9 protein-coding genes are annotated in these 14,546 nt (G+C 39.8%); 7 read left to right on the top strand and 2 right to left on the bottom strand.

Annotated elements, in window-relative coordinates; all coding sequences use genetic code 11:
* The first annotated feature begins 172 nt into the window (after positions 1-172).
* The 6 genes from J2X31_RS13695 to J2X31_RS13670 all read left to right on the top strand — a co-directional run bounded on the left by J2X31_RS13695 (position 173) and on the right by J2X31_RS13670 (position 9,771).
* The gene (locus J2X31_RS13695; protein WP_310027386.1) at positions 173-1,051 is read left to right on the top strand and encodes a helix-turn-helix domain-containing protein; all 879 of its coding nucleotides are present in this window, start codon (positions 173-175) and stop codon (positions 1,049-1,051) included.
* Positions 1,052-1,378: 327 nt separating this feature from the next.
* Positions 1,379-4,567 carry a SusC/RagA family TonB-linked outer membrane protein gene (locus tag J2X31_RS13690; RefSeq protein ID WP_310027385.1) on the top strand — a complete coding sequence of 1,063 codons (3,189 nt, stop codon included), beginning with the start codon at positions 1,379-1,381 and terminating at the stop codon, positions 4,565-4,567.
* Between the two features lie 17 nt (positions 4,568-4,584).
* Positions 4,585-6,162 (top strand): RagB/SusD family nutrient uptake outer membrane protein, encoded by a 1,578-nt coding sequence (locus tag J2X31_RS13685; protein ID WP_310027384.1) that lies wholly within the window; start codon positions 4,585-4,587, stop codon positions 6,160-6,162.
* Between the two features lie 19 nt (positions 6,163-6,181).
* The gene (locus tag J2X31_RS13680) at positions 6,182-7,219 is read left to right on the top strand and encodes an IPT/TIG domain-containing protein (protein WP_310027383.1); all 1,038 of its coding nucleotides are present in this window, start codon (positions 6,182-6,184) and stop codon (positions 7,217-7,219) included.
* 74 nt (positions 7,220-7,293) lie between these two features.
* Entirely contained in the window at positions 7,294-8,529 is a 1,236-nt protein-coding gene (locus J2X31_RS13675; protein WP_310027382.1) for a glycoside hydrolase family 27 protein, read from the top strand.
* A gap of 282 nt (positions 8,530-8,811) precedes the next feature.
* On the top strand, positions 8,812-9,771 hold the full coding sequence (locus tag J2X31_RS13670; protein WP_310027381.1) for a glycoside hydrolase family 5 protein: 960 nt from the start codon (positions 8,812-8,814) through the stop codon (positions 9,769-9,771).
* Between the two features lie 225 nt (positions 9,772-9,996).
* Here J2X31_RS13670 and J2X31_RS13665 read toward each other — a convergent pair whose 3' ends face one another.
* Entirely contained in the window at positions 9,997-10,296 is a 300-nt protein-coding gene (locus J2X31_RS13665; protein WP_310027545.1) for an integrase core domain-containing protein, read from the bottom strand.
* 26 nt (positions 10,297-10,322) lie between these two features.
* Entirely contained in the window at positions 10,323-10,589 is a 267-nt protein-coding gene (locus tag J2X31_RS13660) for a hypothetical protein (protein WP_310027380.1), read from the bottom strand.
* A gap of 649 nt (positions 10,590-11,238) precedes the next feature.
* Between J2X31_RS13660 and J2X31_RS13655 the strand changes: the two genes are divergently transcribed.
* The coding region (locus J2X31_RS13655; RefSeq protein ID WP_310027379.1) for a phage tail-like protein at positions 11,239-14,546 on the top strand (3,308 nt) is incomplete at its 3' end.

Below are 14,546 nucleotides of genomic sequence, written 5' to 3'. Positions count from 1 at the left end.
ATTTTTTAGCAAAATTTAAATATTCGATACTTTAAAGGCGATTAATGTTTATTCTAAATATTATTTTTGAGAATTCAATAATTCAACATTTCAAAGATAATTGGAAGCCTATCTTTGAATTAATATTATTTTATCAATTATATATCATATTATTGCAAACAAATTTACACTCATGAGCAACCTTAAAAATTTTTACAGAGAAATAGCCCCGCTTTCCTCGGGAGATAGTTTTTTAGTTTTTGATAGAATCAAGGACAGTTTTGATTTTCCGGTGCATTATCATCCTGAATTTGAGATCAATTTTATCTTGAATGGAAAAGGAGTGAAAAGGGTTGTGGGTGATAATATTGAAGAAATTGATGATGTTGAGCTTGTTCTTGTTGGGCCAAATTTATACCACGGATGGGAATTGAACAAATGCACCAGCAAGCAAATCCATGAGATAACTATCCAGTTTCACAACGATTTGTTTCATGATTCGTTTTTGTCGAGAAGAATCATGACGCCTATAAAAGATATGTTCAACCGATCGATCCATGGCATTTTGTTCTCCAAGAAAGTGGCACAGGAATTAACCCCAAGGTTGGTGAAAATTTCCAAACTTGACGGAATGGATTATTTCCTTGAAATTATTTCCATTCTATATGATCTGGCCAATTCCAGGAACCAAAGATTGCTCTCTACTTTTACGGTAGATTATGACACTTTTGACGATTATGACAAGATGAAACTTGTTTATGAATACGTTCAGAAGAACTTTTCTGAAAAAATAACATTAGACGACGTGTCAAATGTGGCAAGCATGAGTAGTATTTCCTTCAATAGATTCATAAAAAAACGCACAGGAAAGACATTTGTAAATTATCTGAATGATATCCGAATTGGATATGCCGCCAGATGGTTGGTAGAAAAGGATTTAAGTATTTCTGAAATCGCCTTCAAGTCGGGCTTCAATAATATCGCGAATTTCAATCGAAATTTCAAGACTATAAAAAAATGTACTCCAAGCGAATACCGAGAAGATTTTTCTGGTCTGAAAAGAATCTTGTAAAGACGTTCTAATAATTTAAAAATTAAAGCAATACCCCACGAAAACGTTTTAATTACAAGATATTATCAATTATAAAATTTCTATTATCGCAATTTTAGCAGCTATAATTTAAGGATACTTTAATTATAGGATGCTATAATTGTATATTTCTGATACGCAATCGTTATAAAGTAAAAATATTATCATTAAATGATATAATACTATTAATTTGATGTTAAGCTGTGTTATAGATTTGTTAAATATAAATCATGGCTTACTCAAACTTCAAAAATCTACTGATTTGTATCTAAAAGAATTAACTAACTTTTTATTTAACTAACCATTATTATGAAAAAATTATTGTTTCATTTACTTCATTGGAAAGTCGGACAGCGTTCGGTTTCGTTAATGTTGTTTTTATTACTCTGCAGTAATATTATTATTGCTCAAACAAAGGTGGAAGGTGTTGTTTCGGATCAAAACGGACTGACGCTTCCGGGTGTTACTGTTTCGGTTGTTGGCGGAGAAAATGTTGTAACTACAGATCTTGATGGAGTTTACAGTATCGATGCACCATCAAACGGTACACTTTCTTTTAGTTTCATTGGTTTTACCTCGCAAAATGTTGCTATCAACGGTAAAACGAAACTAAATGTGGTAATGAAGGAAAATGTTGAGGATTTGAATGAAGTTGTCGTTATTGGATATGGAACTCAAAAAAGAGGCGATGTAAATTCGGCTATTTCTTCTATCAAGGCTTCTGATATCGAAAATCTAAAGCAAACCAATATCGACCAAATGCTTCAAGGTAAAGCGGCCGGGGTTACTGTAACCAATAATTCAGGACAACCGGGCTCTGCGGTATCTATAAAAATAAGGGGTACAACTTCAATATCAGGAACAAACGAGCCACTTTATATTATTGATGGTGTTCCGGTTTCTGGCGATGCAACGGGAAGAGCTACAAGCGGAAGACCAATTTCAGGTAGTGATTTTTCTGCTAATGGTGGCGCTGGTAATAATGCAGTTAGTCCATTATCAATGATCAATCCAAATGATATTGAATCTATGGATATCCTAAAAGATGCATCTGCAACAGCTATATATGGATCTCGTGGAGCGAATGGTGTAATCATCATTACAACAAAATCAGGAAAGAAAGGTTCAGGAAAGATAACTTACGAGGGTTATACTTCCGTACAATCGATCTATAAATCTTTAGATGTTTTAAATTTACAGCAATTTGCAACCCACCAAAATAAGCTAGCTGAACTTTATGGAATGGAAGCAAGGCCAGAATTAGCCCATCCGGAACTTTTAGGAAAAGGAACAGATTGGCAAGATGAAGTTTATAGAACTGCAATGGCAAAAAGCCACCAGATTGCTTTTTCAGGTGCTAAAGAAGGTGTAAATTATTATTTGTCAGGAGGATTTTTGGATCAAGAGGGAATTTTGCTTGGTTCAGGATACAAAAGATATACAATGCGTGCTAATGTAGATGCAAAAGTAAAAGAATGGTTGAGAGTTGGAACTACACTTAATACAGGTATTACAAATGAAACCATTACCATCAATCAGAGTTATGGTGGTTTGATTAGCAACACTTTATTGCAGGCTCCAGATATCCCGGTTAGAAATCTGGACGGAAGTTTTGCATCACCTCCAACAGGTTCTCCTTATGTGACTTACTTTAATCCAGTTGCAGAGGCCTTGACTAAAGACAATAAATTGGTTAGAAAAAACTTCTTGGGAAATCTTTATGCTGAAGCAAGTATTTTTAAAGGGCTAAAGTATAGAGTGGAAATTGGAGCCAATACGGAATTTTCTGAAAACACAGAATTTTCACCTTCTTATGATAGGGGAACTCAAAAAAATGTTACTGCCGATTTGAATGAAAGAAGACAAAATTGGTATTCAACAAACATTAAAAATTTATTGACTTACGATTTTGCATTGAGCGATCATAAATTCACTATTCTTGCAGGTCAAGAGGCAAATGATAGTCACTGGGAAGGTATTCTTGCAACTGCAAGCGGTTTTCAAACCAATGATATTTATGGGCTTAACTTGTCGGATCCTGAAAATAGAACCGTTACTAGCTACAAAGGAAGTCAATCTATCTCATCTTACTTTGGCCGTATTATTTATGATTTCAACAACCGTTACGGAATATCTGCTTCAACTCGTATGGATATTTCTTCAAAGTTTGACCCAACAACTGAAAATCAAAAAGGAACTTTTAGTGCTGCAACAGCTTCATGGAAATTATCTAACGAAAGTTTCATGGAAGGCACAAGAGCCTATATTGACAACATTAAATTTAGAATTGGATATGGTGAAACTGGAAATCAACAAATAGAAAATAATAGATATAGTGCCATATTGCAACAACAAAATTCAGGATTAGGAGCCGGTTTCCTTCCTTCAAATTTCCCAAATCCAAATTTAACATGGGAATCTTTGAACCAAACCAATTTTGGTCTTGACTTTACTTTGCTTGACTCAAGATTGTCTTTCACTGCAGATGTATATAATAAAAAATCAAGTGGTTTCTTGTTTCAAGTTCCATTACCTCTTTATCTAACAGGTGGAGGAGGTCAATATGGTGGAATTTCTGCTCCATTTTCAAACCTTGGAGAAATGCAAAACAAAGGACTTGACTTAACCATCGGTTATACCACAAAAGGAAGTGGAAATTTCTCATGGAATTCATCTTTGATAATTTCTCACTATAAAAATGAATTATTGTCAATTCAAGACGGTCTTCCATTAACTCAAGAGGTAAACACCAACGGATATCAACCAGTTGTGGCTACAAATACAGTAGTTGGACAACCAATCGGAATGTTTTATGGTTATATAACGGAAGGAATCTTCAATGATTTGGATGCTTTAAACAATGCTCCACTTCAATTCGGTCAAACCGTAGGAACTGCTCCAGGACAAACCTATTTGGGAGATGTGAAATATAAAGATGTAAACGGTGATGGAGTTGTGAATACAGACGATAGAACCTTTATTGGAAACCCTCATCCCGATTTTACATTCGGTTTCACAAATAATTTCAAATACAAAAACTTTGATTTGTCCTTATTCTTACAGGGATCTTATGGAAATGATGTGTTGAATTTGACTAGACGATCTGGAACAACTAATGCGATTCTTTCACAAAATCAATTGGTTGAAGCTGCAAATTTCTGGACTCCAGAAAACACAAATACCAATATTCCAAGACCAATAAATTCGGAAAGCAATACGAACTTGTTTATGTCGGATCGCTATGTAGAGGACGGTTCCTATCTTAGAATTCAAAATATAACATTAGGTTTCTCTTTGCCACAAGATCTTTTGACTAAAGTAAAAATGTCAAGAGTAAGAGTTTACGGAAGCGTTCAAAACCTTTATACTTTTACAGATTACAGCGGTTATGATCCAGAAATTGGTTCATTCAATCAAAACGTACTTCTTTCAGGAATTGACAACGGAAGATACCCATCTCCTAGAACCTATTCTTTTGGAGTTAACATCGAATTTTAAAAATAAAAAAAATGAAAATGAAAAGCTTTTTTACAACATATAAATGGTTTGCCATAGCAATTATATTTTTGGCTCTTGGCTCATGTCAGGATGACTTTACCGATCGTGCTCCAGAAGATGCGATTAGTTTAGATGATTATTACAGCTCTGATGAGCAGGTTGCTTCTGCAACAAACGGAATGTACAGCAGAACTTGGTTCCAGTTTGAAAATAAATTTTTCTGGGCTGTAGCCGAAGTTGGATCAGGAAATATGTACACAGGATCTCCAGATGTAAATGCAATGCGAAATTTTTCCTTGAACGGGAGTGACCCTGAACTGGTTAACGGATGGAGTTCTTTATGGGCAAATGTTGCTCAGTCTAATGCTATTATTAACTTTTTAGAGGCAAGGGTAGGTCCAGCAGTAACTGATGAAGTATTGCAAAACACAATAGGTGAAGCCTATTTTATGAGAGCAACAGCTTATTTCTATTTGGTTAGATTATGGGGTCCTGTGCCAATTATTGAAAACAATTTGAATTTTACAACCACACCAAACATCAATACCAATAGAGTAGAAGACATCTATACTTTTATTGAAATGGATTACAAAGTGGCAATTGAAAAATTGTACGAAAAAACCAGAACAGCAAATTATGCTCAAAATGGTCATGTTTCTAAAGGTTCAGCCAAAGCTATGCTTGCAAAAGTCTATCTATACAAAAAGGATTACACGAATGCAAGAATCATGGCCGAAGAAGTAATCAATAGCGGAGAATTCAAATTGCTAGGTGGCGATCAATTGCCAAGCAAAACTTTTGGAGATTTGTTTACCTATGCTCACAATAATAACGAAGAATCTATTTTTGCTTTGCAATGGAGAGGCGACGGAAATTATGGTTCAGCAAACAATTGCAACACACAGTTTGGTATCAGTACGGCAGAAGTTTCAACTTCAAATGCTTCATATGGAGGCGTTTTTGCTCCTTCACAAGATATAATCACTGCTTATTCTGCATCAGATGTAAGGAGAAAAGAAACCATTATGCTTCCTGGAGATGTTTATCCAAACGTAAAAGTAACTCCCTCTGGAACACTTATAGTTCCAAGTGCAGACGACATAGGTGGTCAAGGAGCTGGAGCGGCAATCAAAAAATATTGTATAGGTATCGTGAATGGATCTGTAACAGGACCAGTTGATGCTTGGGCAATGATGGACAATAATACCTACATCATGCGTTATGCAGATTTATTGCTTATTCATGCCGAAGCTATTCTAGCCGGTGGAGCAAGTACTTCAGATGCTGGTGCTTTGGCTTCTATCAATGCAGTAAGAAATAGAGCAGGACTAGCCAATTTAACAACCATTACTTTTGATGACATCTTCAAAGAAAGAAGATTAGAGCTTTGCTTCGAAGGAGATTATTGGTTTGATTTAGGAAGGATTCCAAGATCCCAGGCAATTTCAATAATGGCAGCTCAAAACAGAGGAGATAGAAATAATGCACAATACTTCACACCAGAAGAAAAAGATTTTCTGCTTCCTTATCCTGATAACGATGTGGCTAAAAATCCATTATTGACACAACCTCCAGTACCTTATACTTTCAATTAATTTAAAACATTAGAATAATATGAAAAATTTTAAAAAAATCAGCATCGGTAGTTTACTGCTAATAATGCTATCCTTTTTCTCATTGTCCTCTTGTAATGGGGACGACAGCAGCTCTTCAACAGGTTCTCCAGTTATAACAGCAGTAACTGCTTCTCTTGACGAAGAAGGTAATCCTACTGATTTAGAACCTACAACCGTAGGATTTGCAGATAATATGTACATCATTAGAGGTAAAGGTTTTGCAACTGTGCAAAAAATCTATTTCAATGATTTTGATACTTCTTTTAATCCTGTTCTTGTGACAGATACTGAAATTTTTGTAACGATTAATCGAAATACGCCTTATGCTGATGCATCAGACCAATTGAAAGTGGTTACAAAAAACGGTACTGCAGTCTTTGATTTTGTGGTAGCTCCACCAGCTCCTGGAATGCACAGTTTCAATCCAATTAATGCTGCAGATGGAGAAGAGATTACCATTTATGGATCATTCTTCTTGGATCCAGTGGTTAAAGTTGGTGATGCTGAAGCAGTTATTGTATCTAGTACCTTAACAGAAATAAAAGCAATTTTGCCTATAGGTTCTCAACTTAAAAAAGTTTCTGTATCTACAATTTCTGGAACAGCACTTTACAACACTGCTGTTGGAACCGCAATTTTTGACGATGTCTTCTACAGCCCGTGGACAATACCGTCTTGGAACAATCATGAGTTTGTTACTGACGGAACAAAATCTAATCAAGGATTGGTTTTCATCAAGAAAGGAATGGACGGATGGGGTAATATTCAAGGAGATTGGGCTTGGAACGATCAGCTTTCCGATTATACGGGGATTAAATTTGCAGTAAGATCAGATGAACCAGGCAAATTAAAATTTGTTTTCAACGGAGATTGGGGAGAAACGCGTTTGTTTGAAACCACAACAGAATGGAAAGAGTACACCTTTACTTGGGCTCAGCTGGGCAATCCAGAGGCACTTCAAAATATTTCATTTCAGGAATTTACTGGAAATGCAAACGTTTATTATTTTGATAATATAACCTACACCGTAGATTAAATTTAGAGTTTGTTTTAGTTAGTTTAGATTCCAGAACCCTGATTTTTTTCAGGGTTCTTTTTATATTTTAAAACATGAAAAAAAACATTTATACCCTTTTAGTCCTTGCCATTTCCTTTTTTGCAACAGCCCAAGGAAACACACATCAGCAAGAAACAGGAAAATTCAAAGACCTTGCCAACACGCCGCCAATGGGTTGGAACAGCTGGAACACCTTTGAAACCCATATAGACGAAAAACTCGTAAAAGAAACCGCCGACATCATGGTAGCTTCCGGAATGGCTGCCGCAGGATACAACTACATCGTCCTGGACGACGGCTGGATGACCCGCGAACGCGACAAGGACGGAAACCTAGTACCAGATCCGCAAAAATTCCCAAGCGGAATGAAAGCCCTTATCGAATACGTTCATTCAAAAGGATTAAAATTCGGATTATACAATTGTGCAGGAACCAAAACCTGTGCAGGATATCCCGGAACACGTGGCTACGAATACCAGGATGCCCGTTTCTATGCAAGCCTAAACATCGATTTCCTAAAATACGACTGGTGCAACACCCAAGGAATTACCGCCAAAGAAGCCTATGCCACAATGAGCAACGCCTTGAAAACCGCCGGAAAACCAATTGTTTTCAGCCTTTGCGAATGGGGCGACAACCAACCTTGGGAATGGGGTGAGCCAATCGGAAACCTCTGGAGGGTTTCGGGCGACATCTATCCGTGTTTCGATTGTGAACACAAGCATCCCGAAAACTGGTCGTCCTGGGGTGTCATGAAAATCGTAGAAATACGAAAAGACATCCGTAAATATTCTGGACCCGACCATTGGAACGATTTCGACATGCTCGAAGTAGGAAACGGAATGACCTTTGCCGAAGACAAATCGCACTTCACCATGTGGTCCATGCTAGCCTCGCCACTCATCGCCGGAAACGACTTCCGCAAAATGTCAAAAGAAACCTTGAGCATCCTCACCAACAAGGAAATAATCGCCATCAATCAGGACAAATTGGGCATCCAAGCCTTCCGATATTCATCCGAAGACGGAATCGAAACCTGGGTAAAACCACTTTCCGACGGCAATTGGGCAATAACGTTCCTAAATAGAAGCGACATCACCAAGAAAATCAACTTCGATTTCAAGAAACACACCATCAAGGATGCCGATTTCAACCACGAAGCCAATTTCCAAAAGCAAACCTTCAAAATCAAGGACCTCTGGAAAAACAAGGAAACCGGAACAACCAAAAAAGCCTTCACAGCCGAAATCGGTTCACACGACGTTGTAGTGCTAAAGCTTTCAAAATAATTAGAAGCGAATCGCTCGGGCATTTTGGGAATCCCTATTCCTGCTGGAGCCACTCGCTTTGTCTCGTTCTTAAAAACGAGACAAGAGCTCAAACAATGGCACCATCAGGGCTAGAAGGCAAACCATTTTCCAGACCTAACAGGTTTTCGATTGTCATCCTGCAAGGTTTTCAAAACCTTGTAGGTCTATAATAAATTCAAAGATTTCCAGACCTAACAGGTTTTTAAAACCTGTTAGGTCTAAACTCCACAAGTTGCACCAAAACCCAAATAAAATTATCACATGAAAGTAATCATCACACTACTATTGCTGTTTTTTGCCATCGCCTCAAATGCCCAATTCGTAAAGGAACACGGACAATTAAGAGTAGAAGGCACACAATTGGTTGATAAGAATGGAGAAGCCATTTCACTTCGTGGCGTTAGTTTCGGCTGGCACAATTGGTGGCCACAATTCTACAACAAGAAAACCGTAAAATGGCTCCACAAGGACTGGAACGTCAATGTCCTTAGGGCAGCAATTGGAATCGATGCCGATGAAAATTGCTATTTGAAAAACCCAAAACATTCAAAAGCAAAACTTGAAGCAGTCGTAGATGCCGCCATAAAAGAAGACATCTACGTCATCATCGATTGGCACAGCCATAAAATCCATCTGGAAGAAGCAAAAGCTTTTTTTGCAGAAATGTCAAAGAAGTACGGAAAATATCCCAACGTAATCTATGAAATCTTCAACGAACCCGAAAAGCAATCCTGGGAAGAAGTAAAAGCCTATTCAGAAATCATCATTGCAGAAATCCGAAAAAACGACCCCGATAACATCATCCTTGTAGGTTCGCCAAGCTGGGACCAGGATGTTCATCTGCCAGCCAAGAATCCAATAAAAGGTTACAAAAACCTGATGTATACCATGCACTTTTATGCCGCAACACACGAAAAATGGCTACGCGAAAGAGTAGACCAAGCTATGGCCGACGGACTTCCCATCTTTATTTCAGAATCAGCAGGAACAGAAGCCACTGGTGACGGTAAGCTAGACATAAAAGCTTGGCAGGAATACATAGATTGGATGGAATCTAAAAAACTAAGCTGGATCACGTGGTCGGTTTCCAGCAAGGACGAAACCTGTTCTTTTCTACTTCCATCAGCCTCATCAAATGGCAATTGGAAGGCAAAGGATATGAAAGAATCAGGAAGGAAAACCAGGGAATTCCTTAGGAAGCTGAATAAAAAGAACAACTAACCAATACAGGGATTTTGAGAGTATGACCCATCCTAAAATAACTATACGATTGTCTCATACTGGTTTTAGTTTACAGTTTTAGATTAATACTGTTTTTTAGTTTACTAAAAATTATGAGTTGTTTTTTTATGGTCAAAATCATACGGATTTTGGTTTACCATTATACAAATAATAAAAGGAGGTGATTTATTCATCTTAATTATTTTATTTTTTAATCTTTATTGTTTAGTGTCTCAAAAGCTTATTCATTTTTTTGTTGAATTTGCTTTTTTTATGATCTAGTTTTTTTGGTTTCCACAGCTTAACAAACTCTAAATCTGTGTCATGTGCTTGAACTGGTGTTAAATAACTATAACTCATATGCGGTCCGTATTGATTATATGAACTGATAGAATTTTCAACTGCAATTCTAGCTTCATATTGGGTTTTAAATAAACGATTTAACTTAAATTCATTCTTTAAAATTCCATTTACTCTTTCTGCCATCGCATTTTCATAAGGGTCACCATTTTGAGTCATACTTATCTTAATATTGCTTTCTTTTAGATTTCTTACATAATCAAAGCTACAATATTGAACAGCTGATAAGTTTCCTTTTCTTGTTCTGTCATAATGGGTAAAGTTATTAATCCTTCTTTAATTTTACTCTTATATTGGCAAACCCACATCTGTACCGTGTGAACACTAGCCAACTGATAGGCTTCTACAATTTCTTTTGGGTCTTTACCCTCGAAAAGAAATTCAAAAGCAACTTTCTCTTTAAACTTCTCTGCCGATTGATTCCTATCTTTTATAATCTGATTTAATAATTCTTTCATTTTGATTTTTTCTTATCAAAACTGTAAACCTATTTCAGTATAAGACAGGTTGGAAAAATATCTTCGTCATTTAAAATTAAAGTGCCTTTTAATTTGCCCTGTAACTGCTCTTTACTGTATAATAAATGGATGATAAATCAACTTTTTCAATAGTAGTTTTATCACACAATTACATCGTATTTGTTAAATTGAAGTTTTTATTTAGTTTTTGAGCTACTCATACGTACTTAAATTATTGTTTTTTAAATGAATCATTAAAACCTTAAGTTTTTAATTTTTTAAAAACAGTAAATATAACTAACTGTAAAACAATGTATTATGTAAATAATTATTACACGTGTATATGTGCGTGTATGAGATCTGCCTTTTGTTCTACTGCACTCATACTTTTGTAACATTACAATCAATCCCTAAATACAATATCAAATTGCATTTCTAGATTTTTTTTAAAAACCTAGAAAATGTAAACGAGATTAAGTGAATGTATAACGAATAATTATTGCTTTTCAAGAATTGAGAAGTGTTTATTAAAATTAAAAAGAGTATGGTCAAGGCAAATGAAAAATTGATTCCAAATAATTTGGGATTTAAGAAGAAGAATTTCCAAAAAGAATCAAACAGTATCTAACTTAAAAAAAAAGAATCAGAGATGAAAAATAAATTTCTACCCTTATTATTCGTATTGGGTGCTTATGGGGCCTATGGGCAAGTGGGTATTGGTACATCTTTGCCTAACAGCTCATCACAATTAGAAGTTGTTGCAGCAGACAAAGGGATTCTTATTCCCAGGATTCCATTGACCAGTACTACGGATATCACAACAATTACTAATGGTAATATCAATAGTTTATTGGTTTTCAATACAGCAACAATTGCAGATATAAAACCAGGCTATTACTATTGGTTTGACGACAGATGGAACAGGATTGTTGTTTCATCAGATTTGGCAGCCTCACAAGCCAACGTTATTTATAATCCGGTAACCAACCAATTTACCTATATAGATAATGATGGAAACATTCAAATCATAAATTTTGAAGAAATAGTTCAAGCCAATGAAACCATTACGACATTAGTTGATAATGGCAATGGTACATTTACTTATACAAACGAGGCAGGAATACCTGTCACAGTTAATATGGGTCAAGGACCTGCAGGGCCACAGGGACCAGCGGGTGCTGATGGACCAGCGGGACCACAAGGTCCTGCAGGCGAAGTTGGCGTTGAAGGCATGCCGGGCCAGAGCGGTACGCCAGGACTTCCAGGAGAAGTTGGCGGACCAGGAGAAGGGGTAACGATAGTAAACAATGATAGCGGTACCTGGGTGTATAACTCTACAACCCAGACCTGGACCAACATCAACGGACCAGCAGGACCACAAGGACCGGCGGGACAAGATGGGGCACCTGGAGTCGTAGGCGTTGAGGGTATGCCTGGACAGTCGGGAACACCGGGAATCCCGGGATCTGGCGAACCAGGAGCACCGGGAGAAGGCATCACTATTGTGACCAATGAGGACGGAACTTGGGTTTATAATCCAATAACACAAACCTGGACCAATATCAACGGACCAGCAGGACCAGCAGGGCCACAAGGACCAGCAGGAGTTGTAGGAGTTGAAGGTATGCCTGGGCAGTCGGGTACACCGGGAACACCAGGATCTGGCGAACCAGGAGCACCGGGAGAAGGCATCACTATTGTGACCAATGAGGACGGAACCTGGGTTTATAATCCAATAACACAAACCTGGACCAATATCAACGGACCAGCAGGACCACAAGGACCAGCAGGACAAGATGGAGCACCTGGAGTCGTAGGAGTTGAAGGTATGCCGGGTCAAACAGGTACACCGGGAATTCCGGGATCTGGCGAACCAGGAGCACCGGGAGAAGGCATCACTATCGTTACCAATGAGGACGGAACCTGGGTTTATAATCCAACAACACAAACTTGGACCAATATCAACGGACCAGCAGGACCACAGGGGCCGGCCGGACAAGATGGAGCACCTGGAGTCGTAGGAGTTGAAGGTATGCCTGGGCAGTCGGGTACACCGGGAATCCCGGGATCTGGCGAACCAGGAGCACCGGGAGAAGGCATCACTATCGTTACCAATGAGGACGGAACCTGGGTTTATAATCCAATAACACAAACCTGGACCAATATCAACGGACCAGCAGGACCAGCAGGGCCACAAGGACCAGCAGGAGTTGTAGGAGTTGAAGGTATGCCTGGGCAGTCGGGTACACCGGGAATTCCGGGATCTGGCGAGCCAGGAGCACCGGGAGAAGGCATCACTATCGTTACCAATGAGGACGGAACCTGGGTTTATAATCCAATAACACAAACCTGGACCAATATCAACGGACCAGCAGGGCCACAAGGACCAGCAGGAGTTGTAGGAGTTGAAGGTATGCCTGGGCAGTCGGGTACACCGGGAATTCCGGGATCTGGCGAACCAGGAGCACCAGGAGAAGGGATAACTATCGTGACCAATGAAGATGGAACCTGGGTTTATAATCCAACGACCAATACATGGACCAATATCAACGGACCAGCAGGACCACAAGGACCAGCAGGAGTCGTAGGAGTTGAAGGTATGCCAGGTCAAACAGGTACACCGGGAACACCAGGATCTGGCGAACCAGGAGCACCAGGAGAAGGCATCACTATCGTAACCAATGAGGACGGAACCTGGGTTTATAATCCAACAACACAAACCTGGACCAACATCAACGGACCAGCAGGACCACAAGGACCGGCGGGACAAGATGGGGCACCTGGAGTCGTAGGCGTTGAGGGTATGCCTGGACAGTCGGGAACACCGGGAATCCCGGGATCTGGCGAACCAGGAGCACCGGGAGAAGGCATCACTATTGTGACCAATGAGGACGGAACCTGGGTTTATAATCCAATAACACAAACCTGGACCAATATCAACGGACCAGCAGGACCAGCAGGGCCACAAGGACCAGCAGGAGTTGTAGGAGTTGAAGGTATGCCTGGGCAGTCGGGTACACCGGGAATCCCGGGATCTGGCGAACCAGGAGCACCGGGAGAAGGCATCACTATTGTGACCAATGAGGACGGAACCTGGGTTTATAATCCAACAACCAATACATGGACCAATATCAACGGACCAGCAGGACCACAAGGACCAGCAGGAGCTGATGGAGCACCAGGAGCTGATGGAGCACCAGGAGTTGTAGGGGTTGAAGGTATGCCGGGTCAAACAGGTACACCGGGAACACCGGGATCAGGCGAACCAGGAGCACCGGGAGAAGGCATCACTATCGTAACCAATGAGGACGGTACGTGGGTCTACAACCCAACCACAAATACATGGACAAACATCAACGGACCGGCGGGACCACAGGGACCGGCCGGACAGGATGGAGCACCTGGAGTCGTAGGCGTTGAAGGCATGCCGGGACAGTCGGGAACACCGGGAATCCCGGGATCTGGCGAACCAGGAGCACCGGGAGAAGGCATCACTATCGTTACCAATGAGGACGGAACCTGGGTTTATAATCCAACAACACAAACCTGGACCAATATCAACGGACCAGCAGGACCAGCAGGACCACAAGGACCAGCAGGAGTTGTAGGGGTTGAAGGTATGCCGGGTCAAACAGGTACACCAGGAACACCGGGATCAGGCGAACCAGGAGCACCGGGAGAGGGTATAACTATTGTAACCAATGAGGACGGAACCTGGGTTTATAATCCAACAACACAAACCTGGACCAATATCAACGGACCAGCGGGACCACAAGGACCGGCGGGACAAGATGGAGCACCTGGAGTCGTAGGAGTTGAAGGTATGCCAGGTCAAACAGGTACACCGGGAACACCAGGATCTGGCGAACCAGGAGCACCGGGAGAGGGTATAACTATTGTAACCAATGAGGACGGAACCTGGGTTTATAATCCAACAACACAAACCTGGACCAATAT

This window comes from Flavobacterium arsenatis, assembly GCF_031456785.1.
GTDB classification, from domain to species: domain Bacteria; phylum Bacteroidota; class Bacteroidia; order Flavobacteriales; family Flavobacteriaceae; genus Flavobacterium; species Flavobacterium arsenatis.
The sequence above is the reverse complement of the archived record's forward strand: the minus strand, read 5'-3'. Positions and strand labels throughout refer to the sequence as shown.